General features: G+C 40.2%; 13 protein-coding genes. 8 read left to right on the forward strand and 5 right to left on the reverse strand.

The genetic code is table 11. From position 1 onward, the window contains the following. Positions 1–46: 46 nt before the first annotated feature. Together AB8M93_RS16565 and AB8M93_RS16570 are read left to right on the forward strand one after the other, a co-directional pair. Positions 47–1,267, forward strand: a complete 1,221-nt coding sequence (locus tag AB8M93_RS16565; protein ID WP_373059734.1) for a permease — start codon at positions 47–49, stop codon at positions 1,265–1,267. Continuing rightward, the gene (locus AB8M93_RS16570; RefSeq protein WP_373059736.1) at positions 1,225–4,362 is read left to right on the forward strand and encodes a heavy metal translocating P-type ATPase; all 3,138 of its coding nucleotides are present in this window, start codon (positions 1,225–1,227) and stop codon (positions 4,360–4,362) included. Before AB8M93_RS16565 ends, AB8M93_RS16570 begins: the two co-directional genes overlap by 43 nt. Positions 4,363–4,633: 271 nt before the next feature. Here the strand turns inward: AB8M93_RS16570 and AB8M93_RS16575 are convergent, their stop codons facing one another. From AB8M93_RS16575 to lysS, 3 genes are all read right to left on the reverse strand, one after another. Next, positions 4,634–5,608, reverse strand: coding sequence for an EF-hand domain-containing protein (locus tag AB8M93_RS16575; RefSeq protein ID WP_373059738.1), 975 nt, complete (start codon positions 5,606–5,608; stop codon positions 4,634–4,636). Between the two features lie 265 nt (positions 5,609–5,873). Further along, positions 5,874–8,378 (reverse strand): zinc-dependent metalloprotease, encoded by a 2,505-nt coding sequence (locus AB8M93_RS16580; RefSeq protein WP_373059740.1) that lies wholly within the window; start codon positions 8,376–8,378, stop codon positions 5,874–5,876. 132 nt (positions 8,379–8,510) lie between these two features. Then, complete coding sequence (gene lysS, locus AB8M93_RS16585; RefSeq protein WP_373059742.1) at positions 8,511–10,211, reverse strand: lysine--tRNA ligase; 1,701 nt, start codon at positions 10,209–10,211, stop codon at positions 8,511–8,513. A gap of 135 nt (positions 10,212–10,346) precedes the next feature. Between lysS and AB8M93_RS16590 the strand changes: the two genes are divergently transcribed. Continuing rightward, positions 10,347–10,505: a YqaE/Pmp3 family membrane protein gene (locus AB8M93_RS16590; protein WP_373059744.1), complete on the forward strand. Its 159-nt coding sequence runs from the start codon at positions 10,347–10,349 to the stop codon at positions 10,503–10,505. A gap of 2 nt (positions 10,506–10,507) precedes the next feature. Beyond that, positions 10,508–11,209 carry a lipoyl(octanoyl) transferase LipB gene (gene lipB / locus AB8M93_RS16595; protein WP_373059746.1) on the forward strand — a complete coding sequence of 234 codons (702 nt, stop codon included), beginning with the start codon at positions 10,508–10,510 and terminating at the stop codon, positions 11,207–11,209. Here lipB and AB8M93_RS16600 read toward each other — a convergent pair. After that, positions 11,206–13,647, reverse strand: coding sequence for a DUF3352 domain-containing protein (locus tag AB8M93_RS16600; protein ID WP_373059748.1), 2,442 nt, complete (start codon positions 13,645–13,647; stop codon positions 11,206–11,208). The two genes, lipB and AB8M93_RS16600, sit on opposite strands and share 4 nt — an antisense overlap. A gap of 24 nt (positions 13,648–13,671) precedes the next feature. Continuing rightward, a complete protein-coding gene (rnhB, locus tag AB8M93_RS16605) occupies positions 13,672–14,268 on the reverse strand; it encodes a ribonuclease HII (protein ID WP_373059750.1) in 597 nt (198 codons plus the stop codon). Between the two features lie 162 nt (positions 14,269–14,430). Between rnhB and AB8M93_RS16610 the strand changes: the two genes are divergently transcribed. From AB8M93_RS16610 to AB8M93_RS16625, 4 genes are all read left to right on the forward strand, one after another. Then, positions 14,431–17,466 (forward strand): SusC/RagA family TonB-linked outer membrane protein, encoded by a 3,036-nt coding sequence (locus tag AB8M93_RS16610; protein ID WP_373059752.1) that lies wholly within the window; start codon positions 14,431–14,433, stop codon positions 17,464–17,466. A gap of 20 nt (positions 17,467–17,486) precedes the next feature. Beyond that, complete coding sequence (locus tag AB8M93_RS16615) at positions 17,487–18,932, forward strand: RagB/SusD family nutrient uptake outer membrane protein (RefSeq protein ID WP_373059754.1); 1,446 nt, start codon at positions 17,487–17,489, stop codon at positions 18,930–18,932. A gap of 19 nt (positions 18,933–18,951) precedes the next feature. Further along, the gene (locus AB8M93_RS16620) at positions 18,952–19,857 is read left to right on the forward strand and encodes a hypothetical protein (RefSeq protein WP_373059756.1); all 906 of its coding nucleotides are present in this window, start codon (positions 18,952–18,954) and stop codon (positions 19,855–19,857) included. 108 nt (positions 19,858–19,965) lie between these two features. Continuing rightward, entirely contained in the window at positions 19,966–21,900 is a 1,935-nt protein-coding gene (locus AB8M93_RS16625) for a putative porin (RefSeq protein WP_373059758.1), read from the forward strand. Positions 21,901–22,082: the final 182 nt, after the last annotated feature.

Consider the following 22,082-nt stretch of genomic DNA (forward strand, 5'->3'; position numbering starts at 1 on the left):
TATAACAAAAGCCCGGGTTTTCCCGGGTTTTTAATTTTTTGATAATATGCAGGATTTTTTAACCAGATGGGCAGATGCAGCCTATACAAGCGCCGGTTTTTTTTGGATGGCGCTTTGGGCTTTTATTTTGGGATATCTTATTAGCAGTTGTATTCAGGTTTTTATCACCGAGAAAAAAATGCAGGAAACCATGGGGGGAAAGGAGTCTAAAGGAGTCCTTTTGGGAACATTTTTCGGCTTTATAAGCAGCTCCTGCAGTTTCGCGGCCCTGGCTTCCACTAAAAGTTTATTTAAAAAAGGGGCGAGTTTTGTGTCTTCCATCGCATTTTTGCTGGCCTCTACAAACCTGGTGATTGAACTGGGGATTATCATTTCCATTTTTCTCGGCTGGCAGTTTGTAGTAGGCGAGTACTTTGGCGGACTTTTACTTATCCTTATCAGCTGGTTGCTTATTAAAATAATTAATCCTTCAAAAATGATAAAAAAGGCCAGGGAAGGCCTTAAAGATGATGATGAGGAAAAAGGTGAAGATAAATCCTGGAAGAAAAAAATAAAGTCAGAGACCAGTTGGGCGAAAGTTTCCAAGCAATACGGGATGGAATGGAAAATGGTGTGGAAGGATGTGACCCTTGGTTTTACCATTGCCGGGATAGTGGCCGCTTTTGTGCCCGATGCTTTTTTTGAAACCCTCTTTATAAACAGCGGTCCCGAAACTACAAATTTCAGCTTCTGGACTATTATGGAACATATTATAGTAGGCCCGGTTGCTGCCTTTCTCACCTTTATAGGTTCTATGGGAAATATTCCGCTGGCGGCGCTTTTGTATGGAAAAGGGGTCAGTTTTGCGGGAATCATGGCCTTTATCTTCAGCGACCTGGTGGTTTTTCCCGTACTGCGGATAAATGCCAAATACTATGGCTGGAAAATGTCACTTTTTATTTTATTCCTGTTGTTCACCGCGTTAATAGGAGCTTCTTTACTATTGCATTATTCTTTTGACTGGCTTAGCATTTTGCCGGAAGCTTCTCAAACCAATATCGCAGATACCAATCACTTTAAGCTGGATTACACCTTCTATCTCAATCTCGCCTTTTTGATCATCTCCGGAATTCTTATCTATCTGGGCTTTTTTAAGCGGAAAGATGTAATGAGACATAAGGAAATGGCGCCAAAAAGTATGACGTTGGAAAAAACGCTCAAAATTATCGCCTTCATCTGTTATGTATGGCTAATAAGAGGACTAATATTAAAATTGTTTATTCTGTAGAAATGAAACATGTTTATCAAATAAGTGGAATGACCTGCAACGGCTGTCGCGCCCATGTTGAAGAAGCCTTAAAGAATGTAGAAGGCGTGACCAAAGCTACTGTTAATCTTGAAAAAGCTGAAGCGGAGATAGAAATGCAAAAGCATATCAAAATTGACAAATTTCAGCAGGCGTTAAAAGAAGCCGGGGGGAATTATCAGATTCATCTTCCTTCTGAAGCGGCAGAAAAACATCAGCATTCTTCTGAAGTATTCAATTCTGAAAAGACGGGAAATAATCACGAATCCGCGATGAAACACAAATATGCTGTTACGGGAATGACCTGCAACGGCTGTCGCGCCCATGTTGAAGAAGCTTTGAACAATGTGGAAGGTGTAACTAAAGCTACTGTTGATCTTGAAAAAGCTGAAGCCGAAATAGAAATGCGCGAGCATATCAAAATTGAAAAATTTCAGCAGGCGTTAAAAGAAGCGGGCGGGAATTACCAGATTCATCTTCCTTCTGAAGCGGCAGAAAAACATCAGCATTCTTCTGAAGTTTCCAATTCTGAAGAAAAGACAGGGAAAAAACATGAGTCGGGGATGAAACACAAATATGCTGTTACGGGAATGACCTGCAAGGGCTGTCGCGCCCATGTTGAAGAAGCCTTAAAGAATGTAGAAGGCGTAACCAAAGCTAGTGTGGATCTTGAAAAAGCTGAAGCAGAGATAACAATGCAAAAGCATATCAAAATTGACAAATTTCAGCAGGCGCTAAAAGAAGCGGCCGGGAATTATCAGATTCATTTGCCCGGGGAAGAACATCAGCATCATCAGCCCGCGAAAAAGCAGGAGAAAAAAGGCGAAGGAACAGGTGTTTTTTACTGCCCTATGCACTGCGAGGGTGATAGAACTTATGACCAGCCCGGCGATTGCCCCGTATGCGGGATGGACCTGGTGGAAGAAATGAGCCTTAACTCCCCCTCCTTTGGAGGGGGCGGGGGGGGAGGCTATACCTGCCCCATGCACCCGGAAATAGAAGAGGACGGGCCGGGGAGCTGCCCTATTTGCGGGATGGACCTGGTGCCAAAAGAAGTGGATTCTTCAGCAGAAGATAAAACTTATAAAAAACTGCTGAAAAAATTTAAAATAGCGGTGGCTTTTACGCTCCCGATATTCCTGATTGCAATGTCCGAAATGCTGGCTGATAATCCGCTTTACGAGTGGATGAGCCTGAAATACTGGAACTGGCTGCAGTTTGGTCTTTCGCTGCCGGTGGTTTTTTATGCCACCTGGATGTTCTTTGAACGCGCATGGAAATCTGTTGTTTCCTGGAACCTCAATATGTTTACTTTAATTGGAATAGGTGCCGGGGTGGCCTGGCTTTTCAGTGTATTTGGAATGCTGGTTCCGGATTTTTTTCCGCAGCAGTTTAAAACCGAAGCGGGCACCGTGCATGTTTATTTTGAAGCAGCCACGGTAATCCTAACCCTGGTATTGCTGGGGCAGGTAATGGAAGCCCGTGCCCACAGCAGGACAAATTCGGCCATTAAGGAATTGCTGAAGCTCGCACCAAACACCGCCATTCGAGTGGTTAACGGGGAAGAAGAAGTGATTGCTGCAGATAATATCCAGGAAGGTGATATTTTGCGCGTAAAACCCGGGGATAAAATCGCCGTGGACGGGGTAATAGAAAAAGGCCAGACCAGCATAGATGAATCCATGATCACCGGGGAACCGGTCCCTGTCGAGAAATCTGAAGGCGAGAAGGTCACTTCAGGAACCATAAACGGCAACCAGAGTTTTACCATGAAGGCTGAAAAAGTGGGAAATGAAACCCTACTGGCCCAAATTATTAAAATGGTGAACGATGCCAGCCGTTCCCAGGCACCAATCCAGAAATTAGCCGACAGGATTTCGGGATATTTTGTGCCGGTTGTGGTAATTGTTTCTGTAATAACGTTTATCATCTGGGCAATCTATGGGCCGGAGCCGTCTTATGTTTATGCTTTTATAAATGCGATTGCGGTATTGATTATCGCGTGTCCCTGTGCGCTCGGTCTTGCCACGCCAATGTCTGTAATGGTTGGAGTGGGAAAGGGCGCTCAAAATGGTGTTTTAATCAAAAATGCCCGTGCCCTGGAACAAATGGACGATATCGATACGCTGATAATTGATAAAACGGGAACCATCACCGAAGGCAAACCTTCCGTAGAAAAAGTTGTGGCGACAGGAAATTTTACTGAAGATGAGGTGCTGCAAAAAATAGCATCGGTGAATGCTTTGAGTGAACATCCACTGGCCGAAGCTACTGTAGATTATGCCCGCGGCAAAAATGTGAAATTTGATGATGTCTCAAATTTTAATGCAGTTACAGGAAAAGGAGTTACTGCAGCAATAAATGCTGAAAAAATAGGAATAGGAAACGCCGCTCTTATGCAGGAGCTGAAGGTTCCTGTTTCCACGGAACTTGAAGCGCAGGTCCTGAAAGAGCAAAGATCGGGAAAAACAGTTTCTTATCTTTCGGTAAATTCTGAAGTAGCCGGGTATATCGCTATTACCGATGCTATAAAGAAAACCAGCCGGGAGGCCATTTCAGCATTAATGGAAAAAGGGGTTGAAGTGGTTATGCTTACCGGCGATAATGAAAATACGGCTGCGGAAGTGGCCGGCGAAATGCAGCTTAGCAGTTTTAAAGCAGGAATGCTGCCACAGGACAAGCTGGAAGAAGTAAAACGCCTGCAGGAGAAAGGCAAAAAAGTAGCGATGGCCGGCGATGGGATAAACGATGCGCCTGCACTTGCCCAGGCCGAAATTGGGATAGCCATGGGCACCGGTACCGATGTGGCTATAGAAAGCGCTGAAATCACCCTGGTAAAAGGAGATCTTCAGGGAGTGGTAAAAGCAAAGCAATTAAGCAACAAAGTGATGAGGAATATAAAGGAAAATTTATTTTTTGCCCTTGTTTACAATTCGGTAGGAGTGCCAATTGCGGCGGGAGTGCTATATCCTTTCTTCGGAATTTTACTGTCTCCAATGATCGCTGCTTTGGCAATGAGTTTTAGCTCTGTTTCGGTAATTACAAATGCGCTGCGGTTAAGAAGTGCAAAGCTTTAATAGGATAGTGGATAGTGAAGAGTGAAGAGTGAAGAGTGAATAGTGAAGAGTAGAAAAAATGAGCACTTTTTTAATTTCAGCAGAAGTTTAAAGTGAAATAGCTAAAATACCGGGTAAAATTGAAATCCAGTATATTTAAGGATGAGAAATAACCCCAAAGTATTTTTTTCTCTGCTTCTTCTAAGTCCCGGAAAAAAAATCTGTTGTGAAAAAAGAAAAGGCCGAAAGGAAAATATCCCCGGCCTTTTCTCCAACAATCGCCAACCAAAACTTATATAGTGGCGGTAGTCCCGGTATTCCAGTTACCGGTATAGCCACTGTAATTGTTATACTCATTTTCGTCTATCATGCCATCATCATTGGTATCCCAGTCTCCGTAAAGGCCGGAATTCCATTCTTCTTCAGAAATGCTGCCATTGGCATCGGCATCGTAAGTGCTGTACCATTCAGAATCTGCAAATCCTGCAGTCCATTCTTCACTGCTTATGGAACCATCGGCATCAGTATCAAAGTTGGCAAAATCGCCATCTTCAGAATAATTACCGTACATGCTGGTATAGCCTGCATTCCATTCGTCTTCACTTATACTACCATCCTGGTTGGCATCGGCATTTCCAAAAGTAGTACTGGCAAATTCCTCTTCACTTAAAGAGCCGTCAGCATCAGAATCCCATCCTGTAAAATCATTTTGATAGGTACTGGCAATTTCATCTGCATCCAGGTATCCATCGCCATTGGTATCATAATCTGCGAAAGTGCCGGAGGTGGTACCTTCTACCGTAATAGTAATGCTGGTTGTAACTAACATTCCATCGGAATCTGTGATGGGATCATCTTGCATATCCCATTCCCCTGAAGTACCGTCTTCATTTTCAGCATAAAGCTTTAGGATAATTTCGTTCTCGCCCTCCATTAGGTTGGCATCATCATTTAGCGTGAGCATAATCTCAGATTCGCCGCCATTTTCCACCATTACGGGGTCAGTGATAAAATTATCGGTATTCTCATCCCCGGAATTTACGGCCACCAGCCAGCTATCCTGCCCCACGGTAACACTTTGTACCATAAAAGTATTTTCAGTTGCTGATAGGGTCTGATCCATAGCGGTAATAGATCCTGTATAATCCTCATCGTTATCCATCACGTCATCATCGTCATCACAACTCACCATTCCCAGGGTGAGAAATAAGATTAAAAAGTACCTGGTGTACTTTTCCACATTCATCATTGCTTTCATAGTCATCATTTTTAGTTTAAAATTCTTCGCCTAATTTGGAAAACTTTCAGGTCAAACTGAAATTTCAACACCAGTTTACAAGGACTTTAACTCGATTCTTAAAGCCTATAAAAAGGAATTTGGATAACGTTCTAATTATGTGAAAAACAGTTAATTGTATATTATGTGAAAGGCTGAATTATACGGAAAAGAATTATAATTTATTTGAAAAACAGGCAAAGGAAAGCCTGCCAAAAATATATTGGCAGGCTTGAAAATAAAGAATACTTTCTTTTTAGCTTTTAGCTATTGGATTCAGGATTAAATCTATTCTTTCCAGTGCATCCTGTAAATGATATTTGGTGAGGGTGTCCCTGGTGTTGTAAGAGGCATTCCTAATTTGTCTTTGAAGCGTCTTAAGCTCTCCTCTCACCACAGGCCTAATGTCACTTTGAGAAACATCTATGGCACTCTGGTTTACCCATTGCCTGTAACGGGCAGGAACCTGTTCCTGTTCCTGCGTCATGAGGTATTCCATCCTGTCTATGTATGCCCGCTGCAGGTTTCTGCGATAGCGGTCAATTTCTCCTCCTGATGATAATTCGCTCCAGATGCCTTTTCTTAAGTCTGTGATCATATCCAGTAAAGAATAGGCTTTATCACCGTTTATTTCTTCATTTTCCATAAGGCGGGCCATTCTTCCAAAATCCAGGATGTTAGAGAGGGTTCTTTCCTGCATTGTTCTTATGCGCTCAATACTTCCGTCATACTGAATCCTTGTAAAGATAGAGTCGTTAAGCAGCCACTCGGGAGTTTCAAATAATTCCTTCTGAAGAAAATCCATGGCGCGTTTTTGTTTTTCCTTAGATACGTGCGTATAAACCGCTCCTTCCTGGTCATATGTTTTGAAATTTTCATAAACCCCGCCAATATTGGCCGCCACATGGCCCATGTAACGATTGTACTGGCCAACCAACTGGCCGTAAAGGTCACTTAGATCATCGTAATTCTTTCCGTCTTCAGAAGTCCAGTCTATCAACTTGGGCATAATGCGCTTAAGATTCAAAATCCCATAGTGGCTGGCAAGCATGGCATCATCCCCTAAATCTTCGGTTTGAGAGCTGGGATCTATAACTCCGCCACTTTGCTGTTGTCCAAACCGGTACATCGGGTCCCCGGCATGTTTTAAAATCCACTGGTCCAGCACCTTCTTTTCCTCCTGAGGAGTCTTATCGGGAATTGGCCGGTAACCCCATTCAATGGCGTATTTATCATATGGGCCAATATTCGGCATTAAAGCCACATCACCGTCTCCCGGCTGCGCTACATAATTAAAACGGGCGTAATCCATAATAGAAGGTGCGGTTCCATAGAGTTTGGTAAATTCCGGATCCCTAAGGCTCTCCACGGGATACGCCACGCTGCTGCCCATGTTGTGAGGCAGGCCTAAGGTATGGCCCACTTCATGAGAAGAGACAAAACGGATCAAACGCCCCATTACTTCATCTTTAAATTGTACGCCCTGCGCGTCTTCATTTATTGCCGCAGTTTGTACAAAGAACCAGTTTCTTAGCAGCGTCATCACATTGTGATACCAGTTAATATCAGATTCCAGGATTTCTCCTGAACGTGGATCGCTTACGTGTGGCCCGTTGGCATTTGGAATAGGAGAAGCCAGATAACGTACTACTGAATATCGAACATCTTCCGGGCTCCAGTCCGGGTCTTCTTCTACCGTTGGCGCATCTTTGGCAATAATAGCATTTTTAAAGCCGGCAGCTTCAAAGGCTTTTTGCCAGTCTTCGATTCCCTGCTTGATGAATGGTCTCCATTTTTCTGGAGTGGCGCGGTCTATATAATAAACAATAGGTTCTTTTGGTTCTACAAGCTCACCGTTTTTAAACTTTTCCATGTCTTCATCTTTCACTTCAAGTCTCCATCGGTCAAGATAACGAACGGTTTCACTTTTCTGGGCATCCAGGCCATAATCGGTCTGGCCGGTGGTAAACCATCCCACGCGCTCATCAAAATACCTGCGTTCCATGGGTACTTTAGGCAAAAGGATCATGGAATTACTGAATTCAAGCGAAATGGAACCAAGGCTTGAATTGGAAGGCGGGTCTCCGGCATTGTAAGTCTTTACATGCCTAACCTCAATATTTTCAGGATAGCTTCTTATGGTATCTATATAGGAACGGCTATCATCCAGGCGGGAGACTTTGTATTCTTTTCTTTCCCTGTCGCCCAGTCCTAATGCCATTACATCCTTTTCATAAAGATCTGTAACATCAATAACCACATTATTGCTAACAGAATCCTTTTTTATGGCTTTTATGGGAAATTTCTGAAGGATGGGTTCAAAATTGGAATTTACCACGGCTTCATGAACCGGAAGGGAGTCTGCTGCATAAATTCCGTAGGAAACCACGCGTAGCAACACATCATTTCCTTTTCTTTGCCAGCGATGCACCTGGGTGTTCTGCTTGCCCCCACCAAAACCAATGCCACTTGCGGTTTTTGCGATTCTGGTTACGGTAAGCATCTCACGGTTAAAAAGGCTATCCGGAATTTCGTAGTAATACTTATTATCTACGTTGTGAACAGTAAAAAGTCCTTCATCAGATTTAGCATCTTTTGTAATTACTTTACTGTAGGGTTTTAGTCCGTCTTTTTCTTTTGTGTCTGTCTTTTCTGAAGCCTGGGCTGTGGATTTAGCATTTTCAGCATCAAATACGGCACAACTGGAAACAGAAACAGACAAGGCTAAAAGCATTGCCTTATAAGATAAATTTTTGATCATAAATTTCAGTTTTAGTTTAGGTTTGAAATGTAACGGAATTCGGCTTCAGATTCTTCAGGAAAAGAAAAAGACCGCCTTCCGGCAGTCTTTGGACTTGTAACTCTTCAAAAGGTTTAAAAATAAGTTAAAAAATTATTTAAACCAGTTCTCCACCTCGTCCAGCTGAAGGGCTGCAACGGGTAATTTATTCTTTTTCCTCAGCCCGTTTAGCTTTTGGTGTACCTGTGTAGGTTTGTGTTCCTTTAATTTAGATACACTGGCGAATTCATGCATAACCGTATCTACCCATTCCTGGGGTACGCCAATTTTTATAAAATCTTCCGGTTTTGGGGTTGGAGCTTTTTTCTCGGGTTTCATTTGCGGAAAAAATAAAACTTCCTGTATGGATTGTTTGTTGGTAAGGAACATAATTAACCTGTCCATTCCAATTCCTAAGCCCGAAGTTGGCGGCATCCCGTATTCCAGGGCCCTAAGGAAGTCATTATCAATAAACATGGCTTCATCATCTCCTTTTTCTGAAAGCTTCAGCTGTTCTTCAAAACGCTCTCTCTGGTCTATAGGATCATTTAGTTCAGAATATGCGTTTGCGATTTCTTTTCCGCAGACCATAAGTTCAAAGCGCTCGGTAAGTTCAGGATTATCCCGGTGTTCTTTACAAAGAGGGCTCATTTCTTTTGGATAATCTGTAATATAAGTAGGCTGAATAAAATTGCCTTCACATTTTTCTCCAAATATTTCATCGATCAGCTTGCCTTTTCCCATGGTATCATCTACCTCTATTCCCATTCCTTTGGCAGCTTCGAACAATTCCTTTTCAGATTTACCTGTAATATCAAAACCGGTATATTGTTTTATGGCATCGGTCATGGTCACTCTTTTATAAGGAGCTTTAAAATCTACCTCATGTTTTCCAAAGGTTGCTTTGGTGGTTCCATTTACCTGGAGCGCACAATATTCCAGCAATTCTTCTACAAACTCCATCATCCAGTTGTAGTCTTTATAAGCCACGTAAATTTCCATGGCCGTAAATTCCGGGTTATGGGTACGGTCCATTCCTTCATTTCTAAAGTTTTTGGAGAACTCATATACCCCGTCAAAACCACCTACAATAAGTCTTTTAAGGTAAAGTTCATTGGCAATTCTTAAGTAAAGGGGAATGTCCAGCGCATTGTGGTGCGTGATAAAGGGCCTGGCCGCGGCACCGCCGGGAATAGACTGAAGAATAGGCGTTTCTACTTCAAAATAACCTTTGTCATTAAAGAAATTTCGCATGGCGTTGAACAGTTTAGTGCGCTTTACAAAAATTTCCTTTACATGCGGGTTAACCACCAAATCTGCATAACGCTGGCGGTAACGATGCTCGGGGTCTTTAAACCCGTCGTAAGTATTTCCTTCTTTATCTGTTTTTGGAAGCGGGAGGGGGCGCAAAGACTTGCTCAGGAGGCTGTATTCCTTAACCATAACGGTCATTTCTCCAACTTTAGTTTTAAAAAGCTCTCCTTCAATCCCTATAAAATCGCCAATATCAAGCAGCTTTTTATAAACATCGTTGTATTTGCTTTTATCTTCGCCCGGGCAGATTTCATCCCGGTTAAAGTACACCTGGATTTTACCTTTGGAATCCTGTAATTCAGCAAAAGAAGCTTTTCCCTGGATTCGCCTGGACATCAGCCTGCCGGCAATCACCACTTTTTTACCTTCTTCAAAATTAGATTTTATAGCGGCTGTGGTATGGTTTACGGGATAAAGATCTGCCGGATAGGGATTGATCCCGGCTTCCCTGAGCGCTGATAGTTTTTCCCTTCTTATAATTTCCTGTTCAGATAACTGCATGATGTTTAATTGAATTTATACCGGCTTATGCCTTGTGCGGATGCAAATATAATGACAATCAGGCTATCCACCAATGCTCGTGAAACCCGAAATTTTAATTCTATCTTTGCATCCTGAATCCAATTTTTTGCAAAAATGAGTATCTGGCGTGTCATTCTTTCAGTACTGTTTCCGCCCCTCGCTGTTTTTGATAGGGGCTGCGGATCTGTAATAATTGTTTTTATACTAACGCTTCTGGGATGGGTGCCAGGAGTTATTGCTGCGCTTATTATTCTTAATAACCCAAACAGATAATTATGAATAAGAAGATAAAAGTCCAGAACCTGGGTTTTAAAGATTATAAAGAAGTTTGGGATTATCAGGAGCAGTTATTTAAGGAGACTCTTGAGCTTAAAATCAAAAACCGAAGGGAAAATACTAAAATTGAAACCAAGAACCATCTTCTTTTTGTGGAGCATCCGCACGTCTATACCCTTGGAAAAAGTGGGGATGCTAAAAATTTGCTTATTTCTGAAGAAGAGCTGAAGCAGAAAAATGCCAGTTTTTATAAAATTAACCGGGGTGGCGATATTACTTACCACGGCCCCGGGCAGCTTGTGGCATACCCAATTCTTGACCTGGATAATTTTTTTACTGATATTCATAAATACCTGCGGTTCCTGGAAGAAGCGGTTATTCTTACTTTAAATGAGTATGGACTTAAAGCAGAAAGAAGTGAAGGGGAAACAGGAGTTTGGCTTGACGTGGGAACTCCGTTCGCCCGTAAAATTTGCGCCATGGGGGTAAGGGCAAGCCGTTGGGTTACCATGCATGGCCTTGCGCTAAACGTAAATGCCGATCTTGGCTATTTTGTTAATATTATCCCCTGCGGAATCCAGGACAAAGCTGTTACATCCTTAAATGTGGAATTAGGTAAAAAGGAAATTCCGCTAGCTGAGGTGCAGGAGAAGCTTCTGAAACATTTTTTAGCGCTTTTTGGAGCTGAACCAATGAATTAAAGCTGGTAAATCAAAATTTCCTTTGCGTCTCCCAATACTGCAAATTCAAGATTTTTTTCAATGTTGATATTGCGTAAATCTATTTGGGAAGTACCAAAAACAGGAAATCCCTGTAGTAGCTCGCCTTCTCTATTGAAAATATAAACATTTTTCGCCTGCTTGTCAGTAATAGCAACCAGGATCTCATCATTGATCTCGAAAATCTGGGGCGTGGTGTAAACTCCATAATCCAATTCAATTACAGTGTCTTCAATTTTGAGCTGATTACCATGGAAACTTACTAGGAGCTCTGGCGTTGCAACAATTTTAGTTTCTTCCAGGGTATTTAAGGCTTTCTTTTCTATACCTCCCTTTTCATTAATTTTAACCAGTTCCCCTGGAGTGGCAGAGATAAAACTTTTCTTATATTCAAACCATTCATTTTCTGCCAGTTCAAAATTTTCATTTACCGGGACCCGGATATGTCCCTGGCGATTTAATATAGATACTTTGCCTGAAGCTTCGGTAATTAGAATATAATCTTTTGTTCCAATTCTAAGGTGCTTTGGAGGATTTGTAATTTCAGCTCCAGCTTTTTTAAAGTCAAAACCTTTTACAATTTTTCCTTCCTTATTATACATATAAACACTGGAATTCTGAGTGATTACAAACCTGTATTTTCTGTTGTTGTCATAATCAAAAACAGCGAGCGGCTGGGTAATTTCATCTTTAAACTCCAGAGGAAAAGGAACAACAGGATTGCCATTTCTGTCAACTATATGTAGTGCGTGCAATGTACTAAAGGCTAGTTGAAATTTTCCGTTTTGGAACAAATCGACCTGATGAATAGCGCCTGTAATTCTGCTTTCTAATTGTTTTTTCCACTGAATATTTCCTTTGTTGGAAACAAGGTACAGGATGTTATTAATGTCCTGTATAACAATATCTTCCTGGTTGGTTAAATGATTTTTAAAGAAAAAGGGCTGCGTATATACCTGGTCTTCCAGTGAAATATCCAGGATTTCCTTTGGGCCTGTTGCTTCTTCAGGAGCTTTTTCTGAAGTATTTATGATGCCATGAATGTGGAAAAAATCATCTTCCTTTACCAGCTGCAGCACCCCTAATTTATTATGGAACGGCATATTTAAAATTTCCTCCTCCAGTTCTGCATCTGCTTCCTGAGCTAAAAGTGGCAGAAAATCTTTGCCGTTTGCCACAAATAACATAGAAGATTGTGAAGAAAGTTGCTGCAGTGTTTCCTGATAAAACTCCTGCGTGTAAAGCGTACGATTGTTTTGAAAAGCCGAAATAATTTCTTCCAGTGCTGCGGGTTGCTCAGCGAAAATTAAAAAATTTTTTATTTGTGCCCAATACTTTGCATTAGGAAGAGAAATAAGAGGTTGAAAAATTTCAAGGGTTTTGAGGGTTTCCTGAAGCTGAAAAATAGAGAGGCCTCGAAAATCACCAATTTCAGCACTTGATTGCTTCAGAAGAATACTGCTGCTTTCAGCTTCATTGCTTCTAATAGCAAAAACAGGAGCGTTTTTCAGGTAAATAAGCCCAAATTCCGAAGAGTTGGAAAATAACACGTTTTTTAAACTATCGCTTTGAAATTGCTGAAGCTTTTTCTGAATTTGATCAAAATCTTCAAAACAAAAAGAAGAGAAAGCCTGCGCAGAGGCAGGGGTGATTTCTGCCATTTTTGAGCTGCCGCGGCCGGTATTTTGAAAAACAGAATAAATGGAGATGGAGTCTGCCGGTATGGTTAGCAAACCGTTAAAATGAATGTTTTCGGCTTCAATTTCCAGTTCTGCCTCGCTCCAGGTGGAAGTTGCTTCAGAAATTTTAAATTCTTTCTGCGGAAAAATACTCCTTAATATATATGGAAGCTTTTGATGGTTAAGAATTAGGGAAGTTTTATTTTTTTCTGTTGCCGAAATAATTCTCTGAAGTGCAGGATTCGGCCTTTTTTCCTGTTGAAGCGTTTTCTTAAGAGAGCCTAAAGAATTACTGGCCAGGAAAAGATTCTTACGGGAAAAGGTGTAGGTGATACTACCTTCAAAATTGTATTTCTTAAACTCGATGTTATCCTCTTTTACTGTTTCTATAGATTTATTTTGAATAGAATCAAAACTTTTCAATTGGGGTGGCTGCCCGGAAATGAAAATATAATCAGGTTGCTGTTTATTAAAATCTGAAAAGCAGAGAAAAGATTCTTCCGCGTTGTTTATAACTTTGAGAAACTGCAGTCCGCTATTGAACTGAAATTTTTTTAGAATAGGGTTTTTTGTTAAAAAAGAATTTTCAGAATAATTATTTAAGAAGCCGGTGATGTTGGGAGATTTTACAATAATGGCAACATTATCGGGAATATAATCAGAAGGAACAAATTTTTTCTCCGCCGGGTTCTGGCAGCTTATTATAGATAGGAGTAAAATAAAGAGAAAAACTCTTTTCATGAATTTTAAACCAGATTTAAATTATTAGAGCGCCAGTTCCAACTGTTCAGGTAAAAGCCGAAAGCTTTTTCTGTGGTATTTGGTAATTCCAAATTTAAGTATAGCTTCCCTATGTTCCCGGGTGGGGTAGCCTTTATTTTGTTTCCAGTTGTACATGGGGAATTCATCATGAATTTTCTCCATGTATTCATCTCTATAGGTCTTCGCCAGGATGGAAGCTGCAGCAATACTAAAATATTTACCGTCTCCTTTTATGATGCATTCATGCGGAACGTCCTTATAAGTGTTAAATTTATTGCCGTCTACAATAATAAATTCTGGGCACTGGGTTAATTTTTCAATAGCGCGATGCATGCCTAAAATGGAAGCATTAAGAATGTTGATTTTGTCAATTTCTTCCATGGAGACATGGGCAACCCCAAAACAAATCGCTTTCTTTTCAATTTCAATTCTTAAAAGATTCCTATTTTGGAGGCTTGTTTTTTTAGAATCATTTAACAACCGGTGCCGGAAATTATCAGGTAACAAGACGGCGGCAGCTGTAACGGGTCCGGCGAGGCAACCCCGGCCTGCTTCATCGGTTCCGGCGGTGAGTTTTTTTGAGTTAAATCTTCTGAGCATAAGGAGTTATTTTTTTAGCAATCGAGGTTTCAAAATTAATAAAAATTCAAGGTTTCTTCTCCATGGGAATAGATGTGGAAGAAGTTAAATGTTGAAATATAGTTTGTATTATTAAGAATTTATTATGATTTTTGGCGCTGGCTAATTCAAATTAAATAAATAATGAAAAAAAGATTAAAAGGAATGCTAACACTTTTAATGGTGTTAGTCGTGCAAATTACGTTTGCACAGGAAAAAACTGTAACGGGTACTGTTACAGATGACCAGGGGTTACCTCTGCCTGGTGTAAATGTTATAGTTCAGGGAACTAATAATGGGGTTCAAACAGATTTTGACGGAAAATATGATATTTCCGTTGCTGCGGGTCGCAAGCTTGTATTCTCTTACATAGGTTTTGCTACTCAAACTGTTCCAGTTGGCGCATCAAATGTTATAGATGTTGCTCTGGATGTAGATGCTGCTGCTTTGGATGAAGTGTTAGTGGTGGGTTATGGAGCGACTGCAAGAGAATTATCAACTTCTGCGGTCTCTACGGTATCTTCTGAAGAAATAGAAACCTTTGTTCCGTCTACAAGTGTGGATAATATATTGCAGGGTAAGGCTGCTGGAGTGCAGGTAACTGCAGCAAACGGACGTCCCGGTCAAACTGCTTTTGTACAAATTCGCGGTGTCGGATCTGTTAATGCTGGATCTACACCTTTGTATGTGGTTGATGGTACACCAGTTGATCAATCATTTATCAATAATTTAAATCCATCCGATATTCAGAGTTTTTCTGTGTTAAAGGATGCTGCTACTGTTTCTAAGTATGGTTCCAGGGGGGCAAATGGTGTGGTTGTAATTACTACAAAACAAGGTCGCTCCGGCGAAGCAAAAATTGTGTTCAGATCATCTTTGGGAACTGGTTCTAAAATTGATGATTTGAACTTCGAAGTGATGGATGCTGCTCAAAAACTGGAGTATGAGAGGCAATTGGCGGAACTTGGAGTGACTGATGCACAAAGTTTGCCTGGAGCTACGGCTAGTCCTGAACAGCTGGAATTATTAAGATCTTATGATACTGATTGGCAGCAAGAGCTGCTCAGGGATTCTTACATTCAATCTAATTCCCTTTCTGTATCTGGTGGTGACGAGAGATTATCTTATTTCCTTTCCTTAGGTTATGATAAAAATAGTGGTATTATAGATAGAATAGATGGCTTCGAGAGAATTTCCACAAGGTTGAATACTACATATCAGGCAAAAGATTGGTTGGAGATTGGTGCGAATATCTCTCTTGCTAGGAGTACAACAGATTTGCCAAGGGATAGAAACAATGTCCAGAATCCTTTTGCTGCGATGTACAGTTATAATCCTTATGAGCCATTGTATGAAAGGGATGCAGAAGGAAATGTTGTTACAGAAGATGATGGCTCACCGGTTTATAATGGTGTACAGGGATTTCCTATTGCACTTGCATTACAAACAGAGCCGGAAGATAACCGAAACTTTCTAATTCTTGGAAGTCTTCATGCAGATATTCAATTCAGTGATAAGTTTTCCAATAGGTTTACAGTAGGTGCCACTAGTAACAGGTACAATAGAACTAACCGGTCAATTGCTGGAGGTGTTTTAAATAGTATTGTTGGAAATGCTGACTTCCCAGGTACTCAAACTGATAATTTTGCTATAGACTTTCAATACAATGTGAACAACTTGTTTACATATGCTGATAGTTTCGATGATGTGCATAATCTAAGTGCAAGTTTTCTTTTAGAATATAATGAAAATATTTATACAGATCTTTTTGCTTCCAGTAGAGGTTTTCCTTCTCCAAATATTCCTTACCAGGATGTAGCTGCAGAGGCAACTTCAGCGGGTACTGATGAAGAAAGAAGTATTCTTTTTTCTCAGGGATTGTTTGTGGATTATAATTATGACAGTAAATATATACTATCTGGTTCTGTTAGAAGGGATGGGTCTTCGAGGTTTGGCCCTGACAATAAATATGGATATTTCTATAGTGGTAGTGCGGCCTGGAACATAGCTAATGAAGACTTTATGGAAGGATCTATTTTTGGAGACTTAAAGCTTAGAGCTTCTTATGGTACTGCAGGTAACCAAAATATTGGGGATTTTAATTTCTTGAACTTATTGCAATTCAACACTTATAACGGGTATACTACAGCTATTCCAGTTGGTGTTGGAAATCCAGATATTCAGTGGGAGTCTCAGGCAATTCTAGATATTGGATTGGAATATTCCATCTTTAACAATAGGATTTCTGGAGTGGTAGATTACTTTAAAAAATCATCTCAGGATTTATTATTGAACAGGCCCATCTCTCAAACTGTAGGAGATGAAAATAATTCGATACTAAGTAATATAGGAGAAATACAGAATAGTGGAGTGGAAGTTTCTCTTAACGTTAACCTTATCAGAAATGCTGATATTACCTGGGCTGTGGGAGGAAATGCAGCATTTTTAGACAATGAGGTAAAGGAACTTGTAAATGGAGAAGACATTATTAATGGAACAACGATATTGCGTGAAGGAGAGGAAATAAATACTTTTTATTTGCCAAGGTATGCAGGGGTGAATCCTGCTAATGGACAGCCACTATTTTTAGATAGTGATGGAAACCTTACCAGCGAATATAGTGATTCTTACCAAACGCTTCTTGAAGGGAAATCACCACAGGCTGACTTTGAAGGTGGATTTTTTACATCCTTCAAATACAAAGGATTTGGTCTGAGAGGAGATTTTGTGTTCAAAAAAGGAAATTATATCCTTAATTATCAAAAATCAAATGGTGTCGCAGTGGGGAATGTGCCATATTCATTATATGTTGAGGCCTTTAATTATTGGAAAGAACCTGGAGATCAGAATGTGCTTCCAAGTCCATTATATCAATCTAATGCCGATCAAACAACTACAAGATTCTTGGAGAGTGGTGATTATTTAAGATTACGTAATCTTACTATAGATTATAATATACCATCTGGTTTTGCAGAAAAAATTGGTATTGATACCTTCAGGATATTTGCTACAGGGCAAAATTTGCTGACATTCACCAATTACACCGGAGATCCTGAAATTGGTATTGGATCAGCCGAGACGGCCGGCCCTGGAGATGAAGGTTTTGTTCCTGGTGAATTTTCTCTATACAGTTATCCTCAAACGAAATCTTATACAGTAGGATTTGAATTAGGATTTTAATTAAAATATAAAATTAGAATATGAAAAATAATATTAAATTTTTATCATTTTTATTCATATCACTTGTCCTTTTTAGTTGTGATGATGAAATAAATGATTTGGAGCCTTTTACAGAAGGAAATCCTGAAACGTTCTTTAATAGTGAATCTTCTTTTCAAAACGGAGTTGATGGTATCTATAGTCAATTTTTTAACTATTATTCTGCAGAATCAGGATATCAAGGTATACCAGATATCTTGGCGGATAATGTTATTCTAGCTACAACCGGAAGAAGATCTAATGAGGTTTTTTATGATTGGCAGTATGTGCCTAATACTGGCGGAGCTGTTAGCCTCTTTTGGAGCGAAGCTTATGAAGCTGTCAATGCAGCTAATCTAGTTATTGGTCAAATTGACAATCTTCCTGAAGGAGATGTAAAAGATAATATTTTAGGACAGGCTTTGGCCGCCAGGGCGTTCGCTCATTTTGATTTAGCGAGGATATATGCTAAAATTCCAACGCAAAGTTCTGATGCCAATTCATCTTTAGGAATTGTCTATATGAAAGTGGAAGATGGAGATACTGGGGATCCTTATGCGCAACCTGCAAGGGAAACAGTAGAAAGTAATTACACTGAAATTATTGGTGATCTGGAAAGGGCAGCAGAGCTTATAGAGACAAACAACGGGGAAGGAAGGCTCGACAGAGATGCGGTTTACGGAATTCTTTCTAGAGTTTATCTTTATAATGGAGATTATCAGGAAGTAATTGACGCTGCAAATGAAGTTTCTGAACCGGTAGCAACTGCCGAGGAACTACCCGGAGTATATACAGATGCTACTAACGCTGGTGTTATAGTAGAATGGTCAGTTAATACGTCATCGGAGAGTACATTCAATAATGTTGGTGTTACTTATAGTCAAACTACTGGAGCTGATACTAGATCTGAATATGCTGCGGATTATGAATTTGTTAATAGTATAGATACAGCAGATGTGAGACAAGATTTGCTAACATATGAAGCTACTTATAGCGATAATGAATATAACGCGGTGAAGAAGTTTTTAGGAGAGGAAGGACAGGTAAATGGACTTTTAGATATAAAGGTGTTACGTGCTGCGGAGGTAGTTCTAAATAAAGCAGAAGCTCAATATCGCCTTGGGATGGAAGAAGAAGCTCTAGAAACCCTGAATACACTCCGTGACAAAAGGTTGAGCTCGTATGTTGGAGGAGAGACAGGTGAAGCATTACTTGACGCAATTCTGCGTCAACGAAGAATAGAACTTGCATTTGAAGGACATAGATTTTTTGATATTAAAAGAATTGGGGATGCCATTGTAAGGTCTGATTTTGGAGATATTTTAGATGGGTCTGGTACACCTCCAGAGGAACTTGTTCTTCCTGCAGGAGACTTTAGGTTCCAATTCCCTATTCCTCAGGCAGAGATTAACGCTAATTCTAATATGGAGCAAAATCCTGGGTACTAATTAAAAGAAATTTTGAAATATGAAAAATATAATAAATAGATTTACTATTTTGATGGTAAGCACGATGCTGTTGCTTTCGTGTGAAGAAAATGAGATACCAACAATTGGTGATGATTATCCGGTTTTGGCCCAATTTTCGGATTCATCTGTAACTTTGGCTACGCCAGAGGAAGGAGCTTCTGTAGAAGTTGATGTAGTTGTAACTACTACTGCTTCTACAGAAAGAACTGTAAATGTGGAAATAGATCCGGAATCTACCGCATCGGCTGACCAGTATAGTGTTAGTGATTTGGTAATACCTGCTGGTTCATATACTGGAACCTTAACTGTTTCTGGTAATTTTGAAGCTATCCCAGAAAGTGGAAGTACGCATTTGATTCTTAACCTCACAGATGTTGAGGGCAATGAGACTCTCGTAGATAACGGTACACTTGATGTTGAACTCTTCAGAAGATGTTCACTTGCATTAGAAGATCTTGTTGGCACATGGTCTGGAACAGATATCTGGGGTTATCCTACTGAATTTAATACATATATAGAAGATGGAGAATTGATGATGACCGGAGGTCTTGTCTATGGATGGCTCAACGATGCTTGGGGTGAGCCTATTGTAGCAGAGGCACCTGTAAAACTTGAAGTAGATCTTGAATCCTTTGAAGTGAAAATTCCGGAGCAATATTATGTATCAACTACGTATGAAGGGGTGCCTCAGCCAGATTATAATCTTAAAGGTTCAGGCGAAATAGTTAATTCCTGCGAAAAAATAATGGATATTTCCCCTATTTTAGTGCAACCGGGGCTTGCTGGCACCTTAGACGGAAGCGCATATGGGGATGCTTTCTTTGTTCGAGTTACTATGACAGGTTTAGCCGGAGAAGATGCCGGTGATGATTCTTCGGATGAAGGAGACGATTCAGCTGAATAATTAAATTTAGAATTCATTAAAAACCACCCAAGCCGGGTGGTTTTTTTGTTTCTGCCTATTTCTGGCTCATTTCATATAATATTATACTTTTGTTGAAGTTTAATAGAAATGATGAAAAACAGCCTTCTTGTAATTATCTTTAGCCTTTTCACACTACACAATTTCGCTCAGCAAAGAGGAAGAACTCTCGAGGGTAGCACTACACAGTCTGAAGAAAATGATGTGCAGGACAGCGTGGCTAAGCCACCGGTTCAGGATTATAAGATCATTTCTTATGAAAATGACACTACCTTTGTAGACACCTCCCTTACTATTCAAAAAGACTATAAGTTCAACTACCTGAGAAAAGATAATTTCGAACTTTTACCATTTAACAATACAGCCCAGCCTTATACACAATTGACTTATGAAATGGAATTTGATGAAACCATGCCCGATTTTGGCGCACGGGCGAGGCATTTTAGGTTTTTTGAAGTAGAAGATATTTCCTATTACAGGGTGCCCACCCCCTTTACTGAATTATATTTTAAAACTGTGCCAGAGCAGGGGCAGCAGCTGGACGCATTTTTTACCGTTAATACCTCTCCCAGTTTCAATTTTTCAGTTGCCTATAATGGTGTACGGGCACTGGGTAAATATCAGCATTATTTAGCGAGTACCGGGATCTTTCGCGCCACGGCAAATTATCACACTTCAAGCCAGAAGTATCAGTTGCGCACCCACTTTGTTACCCAAAATTTTACTAATGAAGAAAATGGAGGCTTAACAGAACAAGCCCTGGAGCAATATATAACAGAGGAAGAAGAATTTCAGGACAGGTCTCTTCTGGATGTGAGGTTTGAAAATGCTGAAAATACCCTTAATGGTAAAAGATTTTACCTGGAGCATGAATATTACCTAACTAATCCTTTAACCGATAGTATCAATAGCCTTTCTATAGGCCATATCTTTAACTTCAATTATAAAAAGTTTACCTATAAGCAGGACCAGGCCGTAAAGGAAGTTTTTGGAGAATCCTTTGAAAGTGCAAATATCCGGGATGTGGTTCGGCTGGAAGAGGTGTACAATGAAGCCAATGTTAGTTTTAAAAACAATATCCTGGGCAAATTAACGGCCCGGGCTTCATATAAACATTTTAATTACGGCTACAATTCTGTTTATGTACTGGAGAGTGGAGAAGTAATTACCAACAAGCTTTCCGGGGGCACTGTTGCCATAGGTGGAACCTATCAAAAGAATATTGCTGGATTTAATCTGGATGCAGAAGCTTCCCTAAGCCTGGCTGGAGAATTTACCGGAAATTTCCTAATGGCTACTGCTTCCTATGCTATTGATGAGGATAATAAAGTTGCTTTTGGCTTCAAACAAACCAATAAAGTCCCCAATTACAATTTCTTATTGTACCAGAGCGATTATTTAAATTACAACTGGCAGAATAATTACGATAACCTCAATGCACAGAACCTGCATTTCAGGCTGGATTCTAAAAAGCTTTTTCATGCTGAAGCCAATCTCACACAAATCCAGAATTACACTTACTTTGGATTAAATGAGGGAGCGGCACAGGTAAAACCATTTCAGTATGGAGACCAGGTGCGCTATTATAGGATAAAGGCAGAGAGAGAATTTAATTATGGTAAATTTGGAATGTACCACACTCTCATGTATCAAAATGTAATAGATGGGGCAAATGTTTTAAAGTTGCCAGATTTTGTGACGCGAAATTCTGTTTATTACCAGGATTTTTGGTTTGATAAAGCCCTGTATCTTCAAACGGGCTTTACCTTTAAATATTTTTCACCATATCAAATTAATGGATACGATCCTGTATTAGCCGAATTTTATGTGCAGGACGAGCAGGAATTGGGGGGCTATCCCATCCTCGATTTCTTTTTTAATGGAAAAGTAAGGCAAACCAGGATCTTCTTCAAGCTGGAAAACGTAAATTCCCTTCTTACCGGCAACAATAATTTCTCAGCTCCCGGTTATCCTTATACAGATTTCCTTGTGCGTTTTGGGCTGGTGTGGAACTTTTTTATCTAACTACAGTAAATTCCTTAACTGTTTCTAAATAGCCATTGCCATGTTTAGAGTATTTAGTTCATTCATTATCCGAAATTATATTTCTTTGGGCATTTCCGCTCCCAAAAAAGGTCGCGGCCGGGCTATCTGCTGTATCTTATAGCGGTTTTAGGATTATGGGACAAGTAAAGTATTTATAAGAA

Source organism: Autumnicola aciditolerans, assembly GCF_041679265.1.
Lineage (GTDB): Bacteria > Bacteroidota > Bacteroidia > Flavobacteriales > Flavobacteriaceae > Autumnicola.

What these genes read in the sequence shown, in the direction of transcription:
- AB8M93_RS16610 (WP_373059752.1), top strand. Translation starts at nt 14,431, where the DNA reads ATGAAAAAAAGATTAAAAGGAATGCTAACACTTTTAATGGTGTTAGTC.
- AB8M93_RS16590 (WP_373059744.1), top strand. Translation starts at nt 10,347, where the DNA reads ATGAGTATCTGGCGTGTCATTCTTTCAGTACTGTTTCCGCCCCTCGCT.
- AB8M93_RS16600 (WP_373059748.1), bottom strand. Translation starts at nt 13,647, where the DNA reads ATGAAAAGAGTTTTTCTCTTTATTTTACTCCTATCTATAATAAGCTGC.
- AB8M93_RS16625 (WP_373059758.1), top strand. Translation starts at nt 19,966, where the DNA reads ATGATGAAAAACAGCCTTCTTGTAATTATCTTTAGCCTTTTCACACTA.
- AB8M93_RS16575 (WP_373059738.1), bottom strand. Translation starts at nt 5,608, where the DNA reads ATGATGACTATGAAAGCAATGATGAATGTGGAAAAGTACACCAGGTAC.
- lipB (WP_373059746.1), top strand. Translation starts at nt 10,508, where the DNA reads ATGAATAAGAAGATAAAAGTCCAGAACCTGGGTTTTAAAGATTATAAA.
- AB8M93_RS16615 (WP_373059754.1), top strand. Translation starts at nt 17,487, where the DNA reads ATGAAAAATAATATTAAATTTTTATCATTTTTATTCATATCACTTGTC.
- AB8M93_RS16565 (WP_373059734.1), top strand. Translation starts at nt 47, where the DNA reads ATGCAGGATTTTTTAACCAGATGGGCAGATGCAGCCTATACAAGCGCC.
- AB8M93_RS16570 (WP_373059736.1), top strand. Translation starts at nt 1,225, where the DNA reads ATGGCTAATAAGAGGACTAATATTAAAATTGTTTATTCTGTAGAAATG.
- AB8M93_RS16580 (WP_373059740.1), bottom strand. Translation starts at nt 8,378, where the DNA reads ATGATCAAAAATTTATCTTATAAGGCAATGCTTTTAGCCTTGTCTGTT.
- rnhB (WP_373059750.1), bottom strand. Translation starts at nt 14,268, where the DNA reads ATGCTCAGAAGATTTAACTCAAAAAAACTCACCGCCGGAACCGATGAA.
- lysS (WP_373059742.1), bottom strand. Translation starts at nt 10,211, where the DNA reads ATGCAGTTATCTGAACAGGAAATTATAAGAAGGGAAAAACTATCAGCG.
- AB8M93_RS16620 (WP_373059756.1), top strand. Translation starts at nt 18,952, where the DNA reads ATGAAAAATATAATAAATAGATTTACTATTTTGATGGTAAGCACGATG.